The sequence below is a fragment of the Peribacillus sp. NPDC101480 genome, assembly GCF_050277335.1.
Taxonomy (GTDB): Bacteria; Bacillota; Bacilli; order Bacillales; family DSM-1321; genus Peribacillus.
Window position 1 is genome coordinate 176,343 of record NZ_JBNNSB010000005.1, and the last position, 20,779, is coordinate 197,121.

A 20,779-nucleotide genomic window follows, 5' to 3' on the forward strand; every position below is an offset into this window, starting at 1 on the left:
ATACTTAATTTCAGGCCAAAATTCAAAGGGAATTTCAAAAGGGGTTCGGAATTTTTAAATTCCGAACCCCTTTTGTTTAAGTCTCATTGAGTCACTTTTTCTTCTACTTTCGTAGTCCAATTCAACTCGTCTGCGACTTTACCTGTTTGGACACCTGTCAGTGTATCATAAAGCTTTCTGGAAAGTTCGCCAGTTTCCCCGCTTTGAACAATCATTTCCTCACCATTCCACAAAAATTCACCAATTGGCGATATGACCGCGGCTGTTCCCGTTCCAAAGGCCTCTTCCAAGTGACCTAATTTATGGGCTTCATGGACTTCCTCCATCGAAATGCGTCTTTCCGACACGGGAAGACCCCAATGTTTCAGCAATTCTATAATGGAATCACGAGTAATACCCGGAAGGATGCTTCCATTTAAAGCAGGGGTGATGATTTCACCATTAATTTTGAAGAAAACATTCATGCTTCCAACTTCTTCGATATACTTTTTCTCCACTCCGTCTAACCAAAGAACTTGGGCATAACCCATCTTTTCGGATACTTCCTGGGCTTTTAGGCTCGATGCATAATTACCGCCCGTTTTGGCTTCACCTGTACCTCCATTAACTGCACGTGTAAAAGCTGACTCCACTGCAATTTTAACTGGATGGATGCCTTCTTTATAATACGAACCTACTGGTGACATGATGATGATGAACTGATACTTATTCGATGGAGATACTCCAAGATAAGGCTCAGTAGCTATAATGAATGGCCTGATATATAAAGATGTCCCTTCTACCTGGGGAACCCAATCCTTATCAACGCTAATTAAAGTCTTTAAGGCCTTCAACGCGAAATCAACGTCGACATCCGGTATGCATAATCGGCTATTCGAACTATTTAAGCGTTGGAAATTCTTTTCCGGACGGAATAAGATAATTTCATCCTCAGGTGTTGCATATGCCTTCAATCCTTCAAAAACGGATTGACCATAGTGAAAAATCATAGCTGACGGCTCCAATGAGAGCGGTTGATAAGGAACAATTCTTGGATCATGCCACCCTTGCCCTTGTGTGTAATCCATAATAAACATATGATCGGTAAACTGCTTACCGAACTCAAGCTGGTCCGCTTGTGGTTTTTCTTTCTTTGTTGTACTAAGCGTGATTTGCATGTCATGTTCCTTCATTACCAAAACCCCTTGTTGATTAAATTTACAAGATTTCACTTCCATAAAATCTATCTTTAATTAGTTTACTCCTATAAGGAATCATAGTTCAAGCCTTTAAGACGAAATTTTCGGAATTTTTTAAAATAAATGGGTTTTTCTTTGATTTCCAGACTATGATTCCTGAAAAAAGAATCAATTATTCCTGAAACCCCTAAAAATATCAATTCCGAGTGGTACGCTAAGATGTCTTGAATATTAGATTAATTTTATCAAAATAATCACTATAAAGCCAATGAGAATAATTCTGGTTCATCACACCTTAAGAGTAAATTCAATCGTTTCCCTTTTTGTAACCAGGAAAATCGATAAATGAAAAGACTTTTGGCAGATTCGTGAATAAAACACCTAAGCTAATAACTGCAAACCTTATATGTATATTAAAATCCTTAGAATATATAACATTTTTAATCCGAATCCATAAAGTGTTTTTTCCCAACTCTAAGCACAGAGGAAAATTTTACATGAAATTCAATTTAGTAGTTTACTACTAAATAATATTCTTATATACTTATCCCACAAGATAGATAAAACGCATGCAAAACGATATATTATAGATAAAACGCATGCAACTTTCTTATTTTTTAACGAAAAGGGGTAACAACATGACAAAAAACAGATGGTTAATCGCTTTATCCGCTATCGCCATTCACCTTTCCATTGGTGGTGCATACGCATATAGCGTTTACAAAAAACCATTAGTCGAGACTATGGGGTGGTCAGAAACTGAAGTAACTTTAGCATTCACAATAATGATGGCGCTTGCAGGAACTTCTGCTGCCTTCTTTGGCAAATTCGTAGAAAAAAATGGTCCAAGGAAGTCAGCTATGGTCGCTGCCGTATTATTCGGTTTAGGTCAAGCTGGTTCCGGTTTAGCAGTAATGGTCGATTCACTGCCGCTTTACCTAATGACATATGGGGTTTTAAGTGGACTTGGTATGGGGATTGGGTACATTTCACCAGTATCCACTTTAGTCAAATGGTTCCCAGATCGCAGGGGATTGGCAACAGGAATGGCAGTATTAGGTTTCGGTGCCGGAGCACTCATTACAGCCCCAGTAGCTGCAAGCCTTATGGAATCCGTTGGCATTTATACTACATATTATATTTTAGGCGCAGGCTATTTCATATTGATGTTCCTAGGAGCATCCTATATTGCACCGCCAAAGGCCAACTGGCTACCTGAAGGAATGAAGAAAGATATTGAGTCCGGTAAGAAAGAACTGAAGAAAGACCTAAGGCAATTAACTGCAAAAGAAGCGGTTAAAACTAAACACTTCTGGATGTTATGGTCCATGAAACTGATAAATACAAGTGCAGGGATCATGATGATTTCGGTAGCTTCACCTATGGCTCAAGACGTTGTTGGTCTGTCCGTAGCAGGTGCAGCAACATTAGTCGGAATTATGGGAATCTTTAATGGCGGAGGAAGACTTGGCTGGGCAGCAGCATCGGATTATATTGGACGTCCAAATGTTTTCGTCATTTTCTTCATCATTCAAATCGGAGCGTTCCTTTTACTTCCTACCACTACAAATACACTATTGTTCCAAGGACTCATCTTGCTGGTCGTTAGTTGTTACGGAGGAGGATTTTCAAATCTCCCTGCATTTGCCGGGGATTTATTTGGAACTAAGGAAATTGGGGCCATCCACGGTTACCTTTTAACTACATGGTCTCTAGGCGGGGTTTGCGGACCTATGTTAGTTACCGCAATCAGGGAAAGTACGAACAGTTACATCCCCGTATTCTATGTTTTCGCAGCATTAATTGCGATAGCATTTGCCATCTCCATCTGGTTGCGTCTGGACATTAAAAAAATGCAAACAGAACAGAAACAAGGGGTAACGAACCCATTCAGTAAAATATCCTAATTTAAAACCTTGTAAAAAGGCATTATCAAGTAAAGTTCCATAACCGGAATTCACCTTTGATGATGCCTTTTTTGTTTTGGCCTAACCGGCGGCTGCCCTTAAAAAAATTTCGGATATCTTCCGGATCGATGTCTTTTTGGAACTTTTTACGATTTATCATCCCAGCAGGATTTCTTGCTGGTGCAGTTTTGGCGCATTGCTTAAACTTAACCGCAGTAGTCTAGGGAAATGCATTCATTGGGCATATCGACTTATGAAGGTGAGGACAGGTAAAAGTCAAAGTGACCAAATATTTTTTAAAAGTTGACTTTCATATTTCAGTGAAAGTCTGTTTTTGTTTGCTTGCCGCTATATTAACAGACTGTATTCCCATCTCCTTCTGGTCAGCTATATCGAAAAAAGTTGAATGATCATTTTACACCAAACAATTAGAACAAGTTATTTAGTTTAACATTAAGCTAAATCAGGGAATCAAGTAAGAGATGGAATTAGGGGGGATTGTCTTGTGGATCAATAAACCGTTTTTCAAATATGCATGCGCGATCATTTTGATCATTTTAATTATTTTTTTACTAGGTAAGATTGATTATATTCTGCAGCCGCTACAAAAAATAATTGCTGCGATGTTTTTCCCTATTATTGTGGCTGGGCTTTTATACTATATATTACGTCCGGTCGTTAACTTTTTAACTGAATTTATCCCGAGGTCAGCTAGCATCTTTACCGTTTTTTTAATTATATTTAGTATGATTGGGATGGTAGGTTACTTTGGCAGTCCTGTAATCGTTGACCAATTTCAAAAATTATCTGAAAACCTCCCCAGCAAAGTCAAGGCATTATCTAAAGAATCTGAAGTCATGATTGAAAAAAATGATTTTGGCATGGTCAATATGGAAGAATTGAAAGAAAAAGCGGTCACACATTTGAAAGATTACTCCGAAAAACTCATAGTGAATGTCAATACCATTTTTTCCACGATCACTAGTGTTTTAACAGTATTGGTCATTACACCATTCATTTTATTCTATTTCTTGAAGGATGGAGATAAATTAAGACCATTTCTATTAAAATATATTCCGACCGATGTAGAATCAGAGGGAAACACGATTTTAAAAGACGTCGATAAAACCCTTTCAACTTATATTATCGGTCAATTCATCATATCAATCGTCATTGGAACTTTGATGTATATTGGCTACCTTATTATCGGTCTCGATTATGCACTTGTACTAGCCCTATTCGCCATGATTTTTACCGTTGTACCATTCCTTGGTCCATTAATAAGCATCATCCCTGCCCTCTTCATTGCCTTACAGCAAGACATTGGGCTGGCAGTGAAAGTACTCATTGTCCTTACCGTTGTTCAACAGGTCGAAGGGCACTTGGTTACACCGAATGTTATGGGAAAACGTCTTAACATTCACCCACTTACCATTATCTTATTGCTGCTTGCTGCAGGATCAATATACGGTTTCATTGGCATTTTAATCGCTATCCCCACGTATTCCGTAGTAAAAACAATCATAGGGAATTTCAGGAAGTTTTATAGCTTACGGAAAAGGGTTGCATAATCAGGAATGGTTGTCTAAACATTTAATTAAAGACGCTTGAAAAATAAAACAAAAATCATTCATCAACTTTTCAAACTGTAGACAAACTTTAGGATAAGCGAGTTTGCCTGCAGTTAATTGTTTTTCAAAACGTTCCAGTTCATCCACATATAACAGTAAAAAACAAGAAGGATAACCTATTCTTGATTTTAAATCTCTTTCGTGCCTCTTTTTATAGACAAACTAAAAACGTTGATAATTCTACCAACGTTTGTTTAATAATTTTTTAACAAAGCGCTTGAAAAACGATTTGAAGCTTTTCTTTTTGATAACTTGCTGGGCATGAAATTTCTTCTCGATATGAATTTCCTCTTTGTTTATGGCATTATTTTCTGCCAATACCAGACCCAAATCTGAGTTGTGATCTTTGTTTAGGACAATTTTATAAGGAATATTATGACTCATTGCCAATTTAATATATTTCCCTAAATATTGATAGTCCATCTGACCATTTAAAAACAAATTTGAACGGGGATACTGCTTCATCATCTGCTCTATCTCCGGATATACATTCGTTTCAAAGACTTGGCTTTTTTTTAGTACGATGACGACGCGTTCCCGTAATGTGCCCAGAAATTCCCTTCGTTCACTAGGCTTTATTTCTTTTGGACCATGGATTCCTTGTTCTAGATAGTCCTCCACATTTAGGCGTGACAATTCTTTTCCACCTCCGCTTTCACTTCAATAATGTATGTAATATGGCCAAAAATAGTGCCCATCATTCTTTAGGTATGCAAACAATCAGAAAGTACTCTGGGTTTAAAATACCCATTGTTAGTTTACCCCCACTTTAAAAAATTGTCACTTTAGCCCCACTTCATGCATAGGATAGTATATGTGTAAAAGTAGGTTGCTTAAATGAGGGACGGGGAAAAACATGAGGAAATTAATTGTATTTATATTGATATTCGCCTTTACTTTTGTTGGGTTCAGTAATACTTCAGGTGCTGCAGCAAGGCAACTGATTATCATCAATAAAGCCAATAATCAGCTTGCCTATTACGAAAATGATAAGTTGGTGAGGGTATTCATTGTGGCGACAGGAAAGAAAGCCTCCTACACTCCTGAAGGAAAGTTCAAGGTAGTGACAAAGATTGTGAATCGTCCCTATTATAAAGGCAACATTAGAGGCGGAGACCCAAAAAACCCTCTAGGTAAAAGATGGCTGGGGATCAATGCAAGGAACACACCAGGAAATACGTACGCAATACATGGCAATAATGATTCTACAACCATTGGGAAATATATAAGTGCCGGTTGTATTCGGATGTATAACAATGAAGTTCAGTGGCTGTACGATAGGGTGAGAATGAACACTGTAGTCTTGATTGCCAGTTCGAATAGATCATTTGCCACCATAGCTGCCACGAATGGATATAAAGTGAGCGGATCTGTGAGCCTACCTGTAAATACCAACTCCACCCTAAAAAAAGGAAGCAGTGGCCCCCAAGTAATTGAACTGCAAAAAAGATTAACTAAACTTGGATTCAGCACTAAAGGAGTGGATGGGTCATTTGGAAAAAACACCGAAACAGCTGTGAAAAAATTCCAAAGCTCTAAAAAGCTTACTTCTGATGGGATCGTCGGACCAAAAACGAAAAAAGCGCTTGGACTTAAATAATTTTCATTGCCGATATCCACTTTTAGAGGATATCTTTTTTTGTGTTTTAACTTTCCAACCTATACATTATTACCCATATCGTCTTTAATTTCCCACCACCGGTTATTGACTTTATGTTATAATTTATACATCAACAGCTAATCATAATCGCACTGTCATTACATAAAAGGAGGTAATACAAATGTACGATGAAATTCTCGTAAATTCCATTAAAGCAATTTTTGTTATTGGCACCATCTCGATGTTTGTGATATTAGGATTCGTAAAAGGACGCCGGTTTTAACTTTATCCAATTCTTTAAAATATCCTCACTTGCCTGATTACTTGTATTTTTTTCATACCGGTACTCAGGTTATTTTTAGTCAGAAAAAAAGCATATCCTCTATGGGCATGCTTTTCCTTACCAATTATCCGTTTTATCTAAAAGTTGATCGATGTCAAATGTATCAAGATGGAATGGAACTGACTCTTCTGCTATCGCTTCAGTGGCTAACAATAATTGGTCGATATCAATAATGGCCAAAACAGTCCTCTCCCTTTTTTAATGGTCTTTACCCTCATTTTTAATACTTTAAACAATTCGTTCAAAAGAAATTTTATTAGAGGGTATCTTTAAAATTTTACATTTGACATTTATTTAAGATGCAGTGAATCTTGTTCAGATCCTTCCGGAGAAAGCGTATGTATCAATTTAACCAGCTTATAAAAGGTCCCGCTGCAGATTGTTACCTCGGGCAGATTATGAAATATTGATTTTTTATTAATATGATAATTGTCTTTCTCAGGCGAATACACAATTATTTTCTTATTTAAAGATAAAGCATAGCCAAGCTCATATAGATTACCTTTTCCTGCGGTTAGGAAGATCAGCATGAAATCGGCTTCCTCAATCCCCTTTTTCTCATATTCTCCAATGCCGTCCGTTATTTGGTTTTTCTCATCATTCGTAATTAAATTCAAGTCATTCACACATGTAAACCCTTTTGAAGTCAATTTCTTGATCAATGATTTGACTTGCTTCAAATTTTTTTCGTCTGATGCTATATAATATTTCACACATACACCTCCAAAATATATAACTATTGATACTTTTTACCTACGTTACCTATACTATACATATTCGTTATAAAGAACGCAATATCCTTTCCCAAAAATTAAAAAATAATTAAATCGAAGTTTCAAGCGAAACAAAAAACCATCATTCCTCTACAGGTCATGATGGTTACAGACTGAAGACATCCCCTATGAAAATCGAGTTTGCCTACTGTTTTTTTAGGGGTTTGTGCAATTTAAACGTTAATTTCCTCTCCACCAGGCTCTCGCTTTTCCCGCAGGGGTCTCGCACACCCGCTCCAATCAATGAAAGTGAAGCCAATCAGGAGTATTTTATACAATGGTCACTGTCGAGTTCACCTTATACAAAAAATAATATTCTATGTACGTATTAAGTGCCTGACAATCCGGGTTACAAAATTTTCATTGAATCTCAAGATATGCAAAATAAAAACCTTGTCCTTTAACCGGCAAGGTTTTTTATTTTGCATATGTGATATTTTCTATTTCAATCCTAAAGGGTGCAGCCTCACAAATATTGATTCCCCTATCCAGATTTACCTTTTCCATTTCACTTGCATCCGGGATTCTTTTTTTATCGTGAATAAAATGTTCGACCATGGATTCCAGCAGTTCTTGAGCACAAGCTAAGGCATCTACCCGATTCCTACCGCTAACGGAAGAAATAATTCCTTCTCGCCTAAAATCCGGGAAACAAACCTGAACGGAAAAAGAGTCGATAATCAACGGGTGTTTTTCATAATAGAATACGGCTGGGTACTCAAAGATTTGAATGGTCAAAATATCATCCCTTCATACAAAATTTAGGTTTTTATATTAATTATAACATGAATTTCCATTTTATATAGGTTTAATTTACTTTTCTTTGTTTGTCAAGTTAATTTTTGCACTCAATAGGTTGTTATGTCCGTATTTACTGCGAAATAAAAAAACACCAGGAAAATCAGAATCACGAGAACATTCAAGATTATTCCAACAATGCTGCACACTTTTCCAGCTGTCACTAATCCATCTCCAGATTCACCAGTAAGCTTAATTTCTTGTTTGCCCTTCGATGCAAATATTAAACCGAGAATACCTAATATGATGCCTATGAATGGAATAAACAAAGATAATACACCCATGATCAATGATACAATCGCTTTGCTATTGCTTCTTTTAATTTCCGACATATATTCCACCTTCTTTCTTCCTTTATATATACGGTTATTAAAAGCAAAAGATTCATTTTTTGTGTATTCATTCATCACTATTATTCCAGTCCATACCAGAAATCCACGCCTTTTCCGCCGACTGTATGCCAAGCCTCATCAAAGCACGTGCCTGTGGGGTCTCGGCTAGCCAGTTATTCGGCAGGAGTGTCGCAAATTTCTTCAATCTATTGGGGTTCACAAGGAAATTACATGAAGGATAACCAAGTATAGTTTTATAATCATAGTTAGGGGTGAGACACTTCCGAACCTCGTAAAAAACGACTCATTTCTGAGCCGTTTTTTTAGGTTCGTTTCAATTCAAGTCTCTGGGCTACCAAAGAAAGGCTATAATTCACAATGAAGTACATGAGAGCCACCAGGATCAAAATCGGTATTAAATACTTTTGACTTTGTCCATATATGATTTGACCATGATGGGTCAGCTCCGGCAAAGAGATGACAACCGCTAAAGAGGTATCCTTTAATAAAGAAATGAATTGGCTGACAATGGGAGGAACCATGCGGCGCAGCGCTTGGGGCAGAATAATATGTATCAATGCCTGTGTATAGCTCAAACCTGATGAACGGGCAGCTTCCATTTGGCCTTTATCAATGGATTTTAGCCCACTTCGAATGACTTCAGAAAGCATGGCTGACTCAAAAATTGTCAAGGCAACTATGGCTGCTGGAATGATTTCCAGTTTAATCCGTATCTCCGGCAAAGCAAAATAGGTAAAAAATATTATTAATAACAGAGGCAAATTACGCACCGTTTCTACAATCAAAGCTAATATTTGTGATAACACCGGCACTTTTGCGTATCGGATTATACCTACAAGACCGCCAATAATGAAACTTAGAATAATGGATATAAAAGCTACCTGGAGCGTTACCCAAAATCCTTCTAATAAAAACTTAAGATTATCTGGTGTATAGGCACCTGCAAAATCCATATCTTATACCTCCCTCAATTACTCTTAGCCAGACGTTTTTCCAAATAACCGACGCCAAAACTTAAAGGAATGGTAAGAATTAAGTAAAACGCTGCAACGAAAATGTACACATCGAACACGACAAAAGTCCTTGAAGAAATCAAATCCCCGTGGTACATAAGATCGAGTCCTGCAACAACGGCTAAAATGGAAGAATTCTTTACTAGATTGATAAATTGGTTTCCTAAAGGAGGAATGACTATTTTAACGGCCTGCGGCAGAATGACGAGCCTCATTGCCTGTCCATAAGTCAGACCTGATGAACGGGCAGCTTCCATTTGACCCTTTGGCACAGAAAGTATGCCTGCTCGAATTGCCTCAGCTATGAAAGATGAAGTGTAAATGGTCAAGGCTAATGTCCCGGCGTATAGTCCGCTTAGTTTAAGACCGAGAAAGAAGAAAAAGGTAATGATCAATAACGGTATGTTCCGAATGAACTCGACATAGGCGGTACCCAGCCAGTTTAGTGGCTTTAATGGTGCAATCCGCATGATGGCAATTAGCACACCAAGAATCAAACTCGCTATCAACGCGACCAAACTCGACATGATCGTATTTTTAAAGCCTAATAAATACATATCCAGATTCTCTATTAAAATGGAGAAATCAAGCACGGCATACACTCCTTTAACTAGTAAGGATGAGCAAAACGCTCATCCTCATAGACAAATGTTCAAATGTTATTTAAGGTCAGCTTCCCTTATCCATTTGCTAAAATGTTTAATGTTTAATCCATTTATCATGGATTTCATCGTACTTGCCTGAATCTTTAAGAGACTTAAGGGCTTTATTCAACTCTTCAACAAATTCAGCATTTCCTTTTTTCACGGCAATACCATAAGGTTCTTCCGTAAATGTACCGCCAACAAGCTCATAACTTGGATCTTCATCTGCCATTCCATAAAGGATGGAATCATCCGTGGTCAATGCATCCCCTTGTCCGGATTTAAGTGCAGCGAACGCTTCGGAATAGTTTTCAAATTCAAGCACTTGTGCTTCAGGAGCTTTTTCACGGATATTTATGGAAGAAGTAGAGCCCTTGACAGCCAATACCTTTTTCCCTTTTAAACTATCAATACCCTTGATATCGCTGCCCTTTTTGACTAATAAAGATTGTCCTGCGTCGAAATAAACATCAGTGAAGTCTACTTCTTTTTTACGATCTTCCGTGATTGTCATGGTCGCTACAATCGCATCGATATCACCATTATTCAATAATGCCATCCTGGTTTTAGAAGTCACTTCTTTAAATTCAACTTTATTCTCATCACCAAGGATTTCTGCTGCAAGAGCTTTGGCAATATCAATATCAAAGCCTTCAACCTCTCCAGTACTAGGATTCTTCAATCCGAATAGTCTTGTATCATTTTTCACCCCAAAAACGATCTTATCCTTTTCCTTCACTTGTGCGAGAACATCTTTTTCTTTGTCTTTGCCTCCACCCTCTTCAGCTTTGTCTGAATCGTTCCCCCCGCCGCATCCAGCTAATAAAATGACAGCCAGTAAGGATAGCAAAGATAATTTTAACCATTTCTTTTTCTTCAACATGTAATTCACCCCTGTTTTTTTTTTAATGATTTAATATACGGCTAAGGAATAAACGAGCCCTCTCTTCACGAGGATTGGCGTAAAACTCAGCCGGTGATGCCTCTTCTAAAACCCTGCCTTCGTCCATGAATACGATTCGATCCGCTACTTCACGGGCAAATCCCATTTCGTGCGTGACCACCACCATCGTCATACCTTCATGGGCAAGTGCTTTCATTACATCCAGTACCTCGCCAATCATTTCTGGATCCAAGGCTGAGGTAGGTTCATCAAATAGCATGATTTCAGGTCCCATTGCCAAACCTCTGGCAATCGCTACCCGTTGCTGCTGTCCACCTGAAAGCTGAGAAGGAAATGAATTCGCTTTATCTCCAATCCCCACTTTGTCCAGATACTTCAGTGCAATCTTTTTCGCTTCCTCTTCGGATTGCCCTAGAACTTTCCTGGGAGCAAGCATGATATTCTCGAGCACTGTTTTATGAGGATATAAGTGAAAATGCTGGAAAACCATACCGATATTCCGACGAAGTTTGTTTATGTCCGTCTTTTTATCCGCTACATTTAGACCATTTATTGAAAGGGAACCTTGCGAAATGGTCTCTAGACGATTAATGCATCGAAGCAGTGTACTTTTCCCTGAACCCGAAGGTCCGATGACCACTACCACCTCCCCCTTCTTAATTGTAAGATTAATTTCTTTCAATACATGGAAATCGCCATAATACTTATTCACTCGGTCAAAAACTATCATAATTAGCCCCCTGCCCAAAACTGAAAATTTATAATAATCAGAATTCTAAAAGCGTAATATATCACTCTCTTAACTCGAAACAAATCTTATGTATAATCCTTTCTTCAAAAATTATTTCCCAATATTTCATAATTCATCGTGAAAAGTCCATTTTTATTGTTATTTTAAACTAGTAATTCAAATAATATATTCAATATTCACATTTTTTATTATATATAATATTTCTTAAAATTACCATATAAACTTTAAATTGTTAAAAACGATATTATATTTCATGATATTATTGCTATATTTCATAAAACTGATAAATTTAAATTGATATCCCATAAAAAAAATTCCCTCTTTTTGTAAAAATGCATTTATTTCCCGAAGGCTTAATACGCTCTTAAAAATACAAAAAGACAGCTATCGCTGTCTTTTTCATCATTCCTTTATCGCGTCTTCAAATGGCGCTGAATATAAACCCCTTGGCGCCAGCATATCCGTATCCGATTCACGGATTTCCCCTCCGTGAGTATATGGTCCTGCCGGAAAAAAATCAAACAAATCACTTTCCTTATGTATGATCAAGAAATAATCGTATAAATCATCCATAAGTTCCTGATGTTCATCTATTTTCACGATTTCGCCATATTCATCAATTTCAAAGTTTTCATTTATCGCATCCTGAAGTTCCTCATTATTTGAATACGCGATATAAAAATCGACATCACCGCACTCCATGCATAGCAAGAGTTTTTCTTCCAGTGACTCTTCATAGGTTTTCAGAACGATTCCCTTTAAAATGGCATCAATCTTTCCAGTATTAGTCAGTTCAATTTTAGTCTGGAACATAAAACCCCTCCAATCAAATACAGGCATTAAAAAAAGTAAACACCAGTTTAACAAGCTTGCCCTTTAATTTTAAATGAAAATGATTTGGACACCTAAATCAAGTCCACAAGTCGTTCACTAACCGCGAGGTCAAAGGTAATTCATATAATCTTTCCTGATCCCTCTTTTAATTAGCCAGGATTCTTCCGCTTCTTGTATATAATAAGTTTGCCCACATAATTAGAATGATAATCTCCTATAATACAAAGAAAAAGATGATTGGAAGCGTAATCAGGCTTAATGATGTACTTATGAACGTAGCACTTGATACGAATTCAGGCTCCGTATTGAATTGGAGCGCATACATCGTAGTGTTGGCCGCCGTTGGCATTGCAGCTACGATGATCATGATATGCCTGACCATATCACCCACTGGCAAGGCAAGAGATAGCAGGAAGGCAATGGCCGGTGACACGGCAAGTTTAAGGAGCAGCGAAACTGATAGCTTCCGATAGGCTATTTTTTTCAGCGAAATGTTGGCCAGCTGCATTCCCAGTGTAATCATTATTGTGGGAATCGCTGCATTTGCAACAAGGTTAATAGCTTCCATAACCGAATTGCTTAAAGGTACGTTAACGAACTGAAATACTGTACCGGCAATGGCTCCATAAACAATTGGCATTCGACATACTGCTTTAATCGCCGTTTGAACTCCGTTACCTTCCGGGCTGCCCTTCGCTGCGAAATAAATGCCGATCGTGCACATCACTAACTGCTGTCCCACCATAAGGATGATTGCATAATCGAGTCCTGCGGCTCCGAATAACAGGAAAATGACGGGTGTTCCGTAATTTCCGTTATTCATGAATGCAGATGCCAATATCATGCCGCTTGTCTCAGTGACTGTATAATTGCGAAAATAAGATATGATGTAGACTACCAGTATAAGAGAAAGACAAAGTACTATCGTGAATAAGAACAGGTAGAAATAATTAATCGTAAATTCTGCGGAATAAAAAGTCCGGAACACAAGAAAAGGTGACATTAAATATAATGCCATCGTGGAAATCGATTTTGTATCAAGTTTGAACTTTTTCTGACCGATGAACCCTAAAACAAAAATACCGAAAATCGGTAAAAGAACTCCCAAAAACCCCATGCACTTCACCTTCATAATCTTAATGATTTTCTTTTAACAATATCAGTTTTATTATTATTTGTAAAAATTCTTTTAAACCATTTTGATTGCACCTCATATACCCTAACACAAACTGACTTTTCTCTATTTTCAGAAAACAATATTCCATTTCCCCATGCATATGGTATATTGTTTATTATATTTACGTTAATAAACGTAACATCAGTACTTTAGGTTATAAATATATATGAAGGGGTGTTTTTAGTGGATGTAAAATTCATGGAGATGGCTGTTCAGCTTGCATATGAAAATGTATTGGCGAAGAACGGAGGACCTTTCGGTGCTATAATCGTAAAAGATGGAAAAGTCGTAGGCAGAGGATGTAATAATGTGACAACAGCCAACGATCCTACTGCTCACGCCGAAGTACAGGCGATTCGTGATGCATGCAGGAATCTCGACAGCTTCCAGCTTACAGATTGTGAAATATACACTAGCTGCGAACCTTGCCCCATGTGCATCGGTGCTATTTATTGGGCACGTCCAAAAGCCATTTATTACGCATGCACTAAAGAAGACGCTGCAATTATCGGCTTTGATGATCACTTTATATACAAAGAACTTGCCCTGCCAATGGAAAATCGCACGATTGAAATGAAACAATTGTCTTTTAATGATCATGATTTACCATTCCGCACATGGGAAACCTATGTTGAAAAAGTGAAATATTAATCGGATATATTTTGCCAAAGGGGTTACGAATATGAAAAAAAAATTGCTTAAAAGGAGAATTGACGTTGCAGCAGGAAGAACACCAGCAGATTGCGTCATTAAAAACGGGCAAATCATAGATGTTTTCAATGGGGATATCTATACAGGCGACATTGCGATCGTCGATGGTTACTTTGCTGGAATTGGGCATTATGATGGTATTTCACAAATCGATGCTACAGGAAAATTCGTATGCCCTTCCTTCATTGATGGCCATGTTCATATAGAATCATCGATGGTCAGGCCTTATGAACTTGCAAAAATCCTCCTTTTACATGGTGTGACCTGCATCGTTGCAGACCCTCATGAAATTGCCAATGTTTCTGGCAAAAAGGGCATGGAATATATGATTGAACAATCCGCTCAACTTCCTTTTGACTTTTACTTCATGATGCCCTCTTGTGTACCTGCTACGGAGTTTGAACATTCTGGTGCTGTCTTAAGAAGTGAAGATTTAATTTCCTTTTATCAAAACCCGAGAGTGCTTGGTTTAGCCGAAGTCATGAATTTCCCTGCCGTTTCACATACGGAGGAGGATATGCTGCAAAAAATATATGATGCAAATAGACTAGGCAAAAGCATCGATGGCCATGCAGCCGGATTATCCGGACAACAGCTCGATGTTTATATGAGTGCAGGCATAAAAACGGATCATGAATGCACTACTGCGGAAGAGGCAAAAGAAAGACTGCGTAAAGGTATGTATCTTATGATCAGGGAAGGCACCGTTGCCAAAGACTTAATAAACCTGATTCCAGTTATTAACGAGAAGAACTCCCGCCGTTGTTTATTCGTCACCGATGACCGGCACCTAGATGATATTGTATATGAGGGAAGTATCGATCACAACGTTCGACTTTCCATAGATACAGGTGTCCCGCCAATTACCGCCATACAAATGGCGACCATTAATGCAGCAGAATGCTTTGGTTTAAAGGAACATGGTGCAATTGCACCTGGATACAAGGCAGACTTCCTTCTATTGGATGATCTTGATTCCATCAACATCCACTCGGTTTTTAAAGATGGAAAGCTTATCGTTCAAAATAATCATTTACTTAACTTTCCAGATGATAGGAAACAGGTTATTGATGACGGGTTGAAGCACTCCGTTCATTATCATGAAATAACCGAAGATGATTTGGCGATACCTTTTAAAAATGAGTTCGCTAATATTATTGAGATAACTCCAAACAGCTTGATTACAAAACATTCGATTGAACCGGTCACACTTAATTATGATGGACTATTCCATTTCTCCGAACATGTTGATCATTTAAAACTTGCTGTTATTGAAAGGCATCATCTGACCAAACAATTAGGTCTTGGAATCGTCAAAGGGCTCGGGTTGAAATCAGGTGCAATTGCCACGACAGTAGCCCATGATTCACATAATTTGATCATTGCCGGAACGAATGATCAGGATATGCTGCTGGCAGCAAAGGAAATCAAAAAAATGCAGGGTGGATTGACCGTAATCCAAAATGGGGAAATACTCGCTTCCCTTCCCCTGCCAATAGCTGGATTGATGAGTGAATGTGATTATATGGATGTGGTCCATTCATTGAATAAAATCGATGAGGCCCTATTGAAACTCGGTGCTAACAGGCATTTCAACCCTTTTCTTACACTTGCCTTCTTGGCGTTACCTGTCATCCCTGAAATCAAACTGACGGATCAGGGTTTATTTTCCGTTTCTGAGTTTAGGCATATTCCTATCGAAGCCTCAAAGCCAGTCGATTAAATTTGACCCCCTAGTCGGGGTTTTTTTCTTCACGCACCCAAAAACTTCCAAAATAAAAAGGTTCCAAATCAATAGAATACGGGAAAAGGATATAAGGTATCATCTATGTTAAAATAAAAATAAACACAAATCTTTCTTGGAGGAGATAAATATGGTAAAACATGATCAACAGAACATTATTGGATACATAGGCACTTACACAAAAGGAAACAGCAAAGGTGTTTACCGATTTACTTTAGATACAGCAGAAGGAAAACTCAGCACACCGGTTCTTGCAGCAGAATTGACCGATCCGACTTATGTCGCCATCAGCCAGGACAAAAAGAATCTCTACGCCATTTTAAAAGAATCGGGCAGTGGAGGTGTTTCAGCCTATTCGATTAATGAAGATTCAGGTGAGCTTACCTTCTTGGGGAAACAATTGACACCAAACGGTTCTTCCTGCCATATTAGTGTTGACAGCAAGAAACAGGTCTTGGTCACTTCCAGTTATGGTGAAGGCGTGATTGAATCATATCCGCTTCATGACGATGCGACCCCTTTGCCTGTATCATCAACTGTTCAACATAAAGGTCAAGGACCGAATGAAGAACGCCAAGAAAAAGCACACACTCACTTTGCTGGTTTCACACCAGATGAAAGGTTCATTGCTGTAGTCGACCTCGGGATAGATAAAGTGATAACCTATAAAATACATAGTGGGAATTTGGAAGAAGTAAACAGCTTATCTGTTGCTCCCGGCAGCGGACCACGGCATCTGACCTTCCACCCAAACGGAAAATTTGCGTATGTTATGGCAGAATTGGTACCCGAAGTCATTGTTTTGAGCTTCGATAGTCAAACTGGAAGTTTTTCTGAATTACAAACGGTTCGGACCGTCCCGGAAGATTTCAAGGAAAATAACCAAGGAAGTGCCATTCATATTTCTGATGACGGGCAATTCATATATGCTGCAAACCGCGGACATGACAGTATTGCCGTTTTCCAAATCAATCAAGAAACAGGCAAACTGGCATTCGTGGAACTGGTTTCTACCGAAGGTCACTGGCCACGTGATTTTTCATTGGATCCTAGCGGAAAATTCCTGATCGCTTCTAATGAACAATCAGGAAACCTGACACTATATGCACGGAATGAGCATGACGGAAAATTAACATTATTGCAAAAGGATGTTCAAGTTCCCTTCCCTGTTTGCGTAAAATTCTTATAATCTTAAAAAGAGGATTGAAGCTTGTACTGCAGCTTCAATCCTCTTTTTAAGATTCTTCTTTAATTCCATTTCTCCGCCATTTCGGGAAAATCTATATATGGGTTACGATTACCCTGCATTTCATGTATAGCCTGGTTTCTATGTTTTTCATAAGTGCTGACGGGAAAAAGCTGATGCCATTCCAAAAGCAGTGCCAGGTCGATTTTGCTGCTATCGATGATTCCCTCATATCTGAGTAAAAAATACAAAGTTGCCCTCGCCACGATCCCTTTTCCGTATTCAGGCTCGAATTTACTTTCGTCTGATTTTCCGCAACCCGCTTTTATACCGGCAGCCGATCTCTCAGGGATATAATCCTCAAAATCATGGTATGGATAGTTACTCCGGCTGCTATTACACGTTGGTTCACAAGCGAACAGATGATGCAAATCCCCCCTCATCGGTTCTTTTTTATCGAACCATGATTGAGGTACTACATGTTCACAATTAACGAGAATGTTCTCCGAATTTATTGATTCAATACCTCTTGACAACACTTCCAGTATACGGATATCTTCCTCAATCACTTGTACAGGATCCATCCCTTTACCGGAATACAGACTTTTCAGCTGGCCATTTTCCTGTAAGTCCACCCATGGGTAAACATGACGATGTGGTGAGTAGTTCAGCTGGTTTTTATGGGTTGCCACAAGTAGGTCCTTCAATCCTTCCCGGTCCAAGGAACCATCTTTGTAGTATGCTAGCTTAAGTTCCTGATCTTTGGTTTCATCATAGTATTCGCGGTTTTCATTGAAGTTGACTAGTGCAGCCATTGCCATTTCCCGTTCTTTTTCAAGTACTTCAAAACTATACTTCATCCACTCATCCCCCCGCTTCTATTAAAAACCTAGCATTTACCATAATTAAAGCTTAATAGAAAAAGACTGAAAAAAAAAGGTGCTTTAGAAGTGTCTAACGAAGAATTTCAATAAAATGGGTAAGGATTTTCGCCGTCATTCCCCAGATTACCCGACCATTATATAAGTAAAAATATTCTTCCATCCGTTTCGGCTGCCATTTATAATTCTCCCCTCCAACGACTAAATCGTGGGGGAAGTTTTCATGCGGTTCCACTTTATATTCCACATGGTAAATTTCTGGCGGTTTTTCCATGAAAAAGGATAGCGGGACCGTAAAAATGGTTTCTACCTCAGCTGGATTAGGTATTATCCGTTGATGGTTACGAACAAACCCTGCATAAGGATAGACGATCATCCCAAATGGAGATACCAAATAATCGATAGGAAAGACATTATCGATATCTTCTTTTCTCAAATTAAGTTCCTCATATGTTTCCCTTAGGGCCGCCGCCTGTTCATCATGGTCCAGCTTGTCTATTTTTCCGCCGGGAAAACATATATCCCCTGGCTGCCTCCTCAGTTTGTGTGAACGTTCTTCGAAAAGAACATGAATTCCATCTTCTTTCTCTAGAAGCGGTACCAATACAGCATACTTTGAAAAATTCCCACTCCCTAAAATTTCAGGGATATGTAATGTTAGTTTTTTTGTTATATCTTCATTATTCATGTCCCTCACCTCTTCTGACGGTTAATATTGAGTTTCTACCACTCCTTATCATTCCATTTTCGAACATCTGCTATAACTAAGCAAGGAAAACGATTCCAAAATATTGCCTATAATTTCTACTAGATTCCTTTTCCTCTTATTCTTCCTTGATCATAGACAAAAGCACCGTTCAAAGTTCTAAAACGGTGCTAAAACTAAACGCATCAGTCTCATATAAAAAGCATGTTTGCGTATCAACAGTACACGCGTAAACTTAATTGAATATTCGGGTTTTTCTACTTATTTTCATAGTTCAGCTAGCGTTCGCTTTACCGTCGTTATGATGAATGAAAAATCCTCTTCAGTTATACTAAGTGGGGGAGCAAGAGTCAGGACATTATTGAAACCCGCTACAGTATCACCATTTTTACCTATGATCAGCCCCTTTTCTTTACATGATGCAATCACTTTATTGATTTTGGAAAGTTCGATCGGTTGTTTTGTCAGTTTATCTTCCACTAGTTCAATCCCTACCAACAAACCTTTCCCTCGCACATCCCCAACATTGGGATGAGTTTTAATTTCTTCAAACTCTTGCAGAAAACGTAACCCTAACTCCTTAGACCGTTCTATAAGTTTTTCATTTTCATATATTTCAATATTCTTCAAAGCGACGGCACATGCAGCCGGATTGCCGCCAAATGTATTTACATGCCGAAAGCGGTCATATACATCTGAGCCAATATACGCTTCATAAATTTCACGTTTGACGGCTGTAGCGGATAATGGCAGATAAGCGCTCGTAATTCCTTTAGCCATTGTTACGATGTCTGGTTTTACATCATAGTTCATAAATCCGAATCTCTTACCAGTACGGCCAAACCCGCAAATGACCTCATCCGAAATGAGAAGGACACCATTTTTCTCACAAATTTCTTTGACACGTTTCATATAACCATCAGGTGGCATTAAAATTCCGCCCCCAGTGATGATTGGTTCCATGATGACCGCAGCAACCGTTTCGCTCAGCTCCCATGTAATGGTACGTTCAATTTCCGCTGCACTTTTTTCACCGCTTTCATCCTCTGGATTTCTGTAAGAATCCGGCGGTGATACATGGAGAAAACCTGGGGCCAGCGGTTCATATTTGTATTTTCGCTGCGCCTGCCCGGTCGCTGACAGGGCACCCATTGAATTGCCATGATAGCCGCGATAACGCGAAATGAATTTATAGCGTCCATGTTCACCTTTTTGCTGATGATACTGCCGCGCAATTTTAAAGGCAGTCTCATTTGCTTCTGAACCGCTGTTAGAGAAGAAAACCACATAATCCCCACCAAGCCATTCATTTAATTTCTCTGCTAGCTTAATAGCCGGAATGTGGCTATTCGTTAAAGGGGCATAAGGAAGTTCCTTCAGTTGCTCGTAAGCGGCTTCAGCCAGTTCCGTGCGGCCATAACCAACGTTGACACACCATAAACCTGACATCCCATCCAGGAATCGATTCCCATCAACATCCGTAATCCATGCTCCTTGCCCTTTTTTTATCACCATTGCCCCAGGGGTGGGTTCAGCCCCTTTCATATGATGCCACACATATTTACCATCCATCGCTTTAAGATCCTGACCCTGCTTTTCAACCTGCATAAGCTACACTCCTCCTAAAAAGATGTATAAAGGAAGG

General features: G+C 38.7%; 21 protein-coding genes. 6 read left to right on the plus strand and 15 right to left on the minus strand.

Annotated features, from left to right (window positions below):
- Positions 1–83: 83 nt before the first annotated feature.
- The gene (locus ACQKMF_RS17965; RefSeq protein WP_101225407.1) at positions 84–1,172 is read right to left on the minus strand and encodes a branched-chain amino acid aminotransferase; all 1,089 of its coding nucleotides are present in this window, start codon (positions 1,170–1,172) and stop codon (positions 84–86) included.
- A gap of 644 nt (positions 1,173–1,816) precedes the next feature.
- On the opposite strand from ACQKMF_RS17965, the gene ACQKMF_RS17970 reads away from it, so the two are divergent.
- Together ACQKMF_RS17970 and ACQKMF_RS17975 are read left to right on the plus strand one after the other, a co-directional pair.
- Entirely contained in the window at positions 1,817–3,085 is a 1,269-nt protein-coding gene (locus ACQKMF_RS17970; RefSeq protein WP_402937174.1) for an L-lactate MFS transporter, read from the plus strand.
- Between the two features lie 503 nt (positions 3,086–3,588).
- Entirely contained in the window at positions 3,589–4,656 is a 1,068-nt protein-coding gene (locus ACQKMF_RS17975; protein WP_402937176.1) for an AI-2E family transporter, read from the plus strand.
- 240 nt (positions 4,657–4,896) lie between these two features.
- Here the strand turns inward: ACQKMF_RS17975 and ACQKMF_RS17980 are convergent, their stop codons facing one another.
- Positions 4,897–5,352, minus strand: coding sequence for a YueI family protein (locus tag ACQKMF_RS17980; protein ID WP_427574319.1), 456 nt, complete (start codon positions 5,350–5,352; stop codon positions 4,897–4,899).
- Between the two features lie 220 nt (positions 5,353–5,572).
- Here ACQKMF_RS17980 and ACQKMF_RS17985 point away from each other — a divergent pair, with 220 nt between their 5' ends.
- Entirely contained in the window at positions 5,573–6,316 is a 744-nt protein-coding gene (locus tag ACQKMF_RS17985; protein WP_101225410.1) for a L,D-transpeptidase family protein, read from the plus strand.
- 400 nt (positions 6,317–6,716) lie between these two features.
- Here ACQKMF_RS17985 and ACQKMF_RS17990 read toward each other — a convergent pair whose 3' ends face one another.
- From ACQKMF_RS17990 to ACQKMF_RS18035, 10 genes are all read right to left on the minus strand, one after another.
- Positions 6,717–6,839: a hypothetical protein gene (locus tag ACQKMF_RS17990; RefSeq protein ID WP_272492815.1), complete on the minus strand. Its 123-nt coding sequence runs from the start codon at positions 6,837–6,839 to the stop codon at positions 6,717–6,719.
- A gap of 110 nt (positions 6,840–6,949) precedes the next feature.
- Complete coding sequence (locus tag ACQKMF_RS17995) at positions 6,950–7,372, minus strand: nucleoside 2-deoxyribosyltransferase (RefSeq protein ID WP_157831145.1); 423 nt, start codon at positions 7,370–7,372, stop codon at positions 6,950–6,952.
- 477 nt (positions 7,373–7,849) lie between these two features.
- The gene (locus ACQKMF_RS18000; protein ID WP_101225412.1) at positions 7,850–8,170 is read right to left on the minus strand and encodes a type II toxin-antitoxin system HicB family antitoxin; all 321 of its coding nucleotides are present in this window, start codon (positions 8,168–8,170) and stop codon (positions 7,850–7,852) included.
- A gap of 110 nt (positions 8,171–8,280) precedes the next feature.
- A complete protein-coding gene (locus tag ACQKMF_RS18005; RefSeq protein WP_402937182.1) occupies positions 8,281–8,562 on the minus strand; it encodes a DUF4190 domain-containing protein in 282 nt (93 codons plus the stop codon).
- A gap of 323 nt (positions 8,563–8,885) precedes the next feature.
- Positions 8,886–9,536: an amino acid ABC transporter permease gene (locus ACQKMF_RS18010; protein ID WP_034307000.1), complete on the minus strand. Its 651-nt coding sequence runs from the start codon at positions 9,534–9,536 to the stop codon at positions 8,886–8,888.
- Positions 9,537–9,550: 14 nt separating this feature from the next.
- Positions 9,551–10,189, minus strand: a complete 639-nt coding sequence (locus ACQKMF_RS18015; protein WP_427574323.1) for an amino acid ABC transporter permease — start codon at positions 10,187–10,189, stop codon at positions 9,551–9,553.
- Between the two features lie 106 nt (positions 10,190–10,295).
- Positions 10,296–11,123, minus strand: a complete 828-nt coding sequence (locus tag ACQKMF_RS18020) for a transporter substrate-binding domain-containing protein (RefSeq protein WP_101225415.1) — start codon at positions 11,121–11,123, stop codon at positions 10,296–10,298.
- Positions 11,124–11,145: 22 nt separating this feature from the next.
- Positions 11,146–11,874, minus strand: coding sequence for an amino acid ABC transporter ATP-binding protein (locus tag ACQKMF_RS18025; RefSeq protein ID WP_048687119.1), 729 nt, complete (start codon positions 11,872–11,874; stop codon positions 11,146–11,148).
- Between the two features lie 423 nt (positions 11,875–12,297).
- A complete protein-coding gene (locus tag ACQKMF_RS18030; protein WP_402937188.1) occupies positions 12,298–12,708 on the minus strand; it encodes a hypothetical protein in 411 nt (136 codons plus the stop codon).
- 235 nt (positions 12,709–12,943) lie between these two features.
- Positions 12,944–13,846, minus strand: a complete 903-nt coding sequence (locus ACQKMF_RS18035; protein ID WP_101225417.1) for an AEC family transporter — start codon at positions 13,844–13,846, stop codon at positions 12,944–12,946.
- 258 nt (positions 13,847–14,104) lie between these two features.
- Here ACQKMF_RS18035 and ACQKMF_RS18040 point away from each other — a divergent pair, with 258 nt between their 5' ends.
- The 3 genes from ACQKMF_RS18040 (at position 14,105) to ACQKMF_RS18050 (ending at position 17,550) form a co-directional block, all read left to right on the plus strand.
- Positions 14,105–14,557, plus strand: coding sequence for a nucleoside deaminase (locus ACQKMF_RS18040; RefSeq protein ID WP_427574486.1), 453 nt, complete (start codon positions 14,105–14,107; stop codon positions 14,555–14,557).
- 31 nt (positions 14,558–14,588) lie between these two features.
- On the plus strand, positions 14,589–16,340 hold the full coding sequence (ade, locus tag ACQKMF_RS18045) for an adenine deaminase (RefSeq protein WP_427574326.1): 1,752 nt from the start codon (positions 14,589–14,591) through the stop codon (positions 16,338–16,340).
- A gap of 151 nt (positions 16,341–16,491) precedes the next feature.
- Positions 16,492–17,550 carry a lactonase family protein gene (locus tag ACQKMF_RS18050; protein ID WP_427574328.1) on the plus strand — a complete coding sequence of 353 codons (1,059 nt, stop codon included), beginning with the start codon at positions 16,492–16,494 and terminating at the stop codon, positions 17,548–17,550.
- Positions 17,551–17,609: 59 nt separating this feature from the next.
- Here ACQKMF_RS18050 and ACQKMF_RS18055 read toward each other — a convergent pair whose 3' ends face one another.
- From ACQKMF_RS18055 to ACQKMF_RS18065, 3 genes are all read right to left on the minus strand, one after another.
- Entirely contained in the window at positions 17,610–18,407 is a 798-nt protein-coding gene (locus ACQKMF_RS18055; protein WP_260357759.1) for an endonuclease I family protein, read from the minus strand.
- A gap of 94 nt (positions 18,408–18,501) precedes the next feature.
- Entirely contained in the window at positions 18,502–19,116 is a 615-nt protein-coding gene (locus ACQKMF_RS18060; RefSeq protein WP_260357760.1) for an NUDIX hydrolase, read from the minus strand.
- A 285-nt stretch (positions 19,117–19,401) separates the two neighbouring features.
- Positions 19,402–20,742, minus strand: coding sequence for an aspartate aminotransferase family protein (locus ACQKMF_RS18065; protein WP_427574331.1), 1,341 nt, complete (start codon positions 20,740–20,742; stop codon positions 19,402–19,404).
- Positions 20,743–20,779 lie beyond the last annotated feature (37 nt).

Bases quoted from the DNA above. Each gene is read 5' to 3' on its own strand.
- ACQKMF_RS17965 (WP_101225407.1), bottom strand. From the start codon at position 1,172: ATGAAGGAACATGACATGCAAATCACGCTTAGTACAACAAAGAAAGAA.
- ACQKMF_RS17970 (WP_402937174.1), top strand. From the start codon at position 1,817: ATGACAAAAAACAGATGGTTAATCGCTTTATCCGCTATCGCCATTCAC.
- ACQKMF_RS17985 (WP_101225410.1), top strand. From the start codon at position 5,573: ATGAGGAAATTAATTGTATTTATATTGATATTCGCCTTTACTTTTGTT.
- ACQKMF_RS18005 (WP_402937182.1), bottom strand. From the start codon at position 8,562: ATGTCGGAAATTAAAAGAAGCAATAGCAAAGCGATTGTATCATTGATC.
- ACQKMF_RS18010 (WP_034307000.1), bottom strand. From the start codon at position 9,536: ATGGATTTTGCAGGTGCCTATACACCAGATAATCTTAAGTTTTTATTA.
- ACQKMF_RS18020 (WP_101225415.1), bottom strand. From the start codon at position 11,123: ATGTTGAAGAAAAAGAAATGGTTAAAATTATCTTTGCTATCCTTACTG.
- ACQKMF_RS18025 (WP_048687119.1), bottom strand. From the start codon at position 11,874: ATGATAGTTTTTGACCGAGTGAATAAGTATTATGGCGATTTCCATGTA.
- ACQKMF_RS18030 (WP_402937188.1), bottom strand. From the start codon at position 12,708: ATGTTCCAGACTAAAATTGAACTGACTAATACTGGAAAGATTGATGCC.
- ACQKMF_RS18035 (WP_101225417.1), bottom strand. From the start codon at position 13,846: ATGGGGTTTTTGGGAGTTCTTTTACCGATTTTCGGTATTTTTGTTTTA.
- ACQKMF_RS18040 (WP_427574486.1), top strand. From the start codon at position 14,105: ATGGAGATGGCTGTTCAGCTTGCATATGAAAATGTATTGGCGAAGAAC.
- ade (WP_427574326.1), top strand. From the start codon at position 14,589: ATGAAAAAAAAATTGCTTAAAAGGAGAATTGACGTTGCAGCAGGAAGA.
- ACQKMF_RS18050 (WP_427574328.1), top strand. From the start codon at position 16,492: ATGGTAAAACATGATCAACAGAACATTATTGGATACATAGGCACTTAC.
- ACQKMF_RS18055 (WP_260357759.1), bottom strand. From the start codon at position 18,407: ATGAAGTATAGTTTTGAAGTACTTGAAAAAGAACGGGAAATGGCAATG.
- ACQKMF_RS18060 (WP_260357760.1), bottom strand. From the start codon at position 19,116: ATGAATAATGAAGATATAACAAAAAAACTAACATTACATATCCCTGAA.
- ACQKMF_RS18065 (WP_427574331.1), bottom strand. From the start codon at position 20,742: ATGCAGGTTGAAAAGCAGGGTCAGGATCTTAAAGCGATGGATGGTAAA.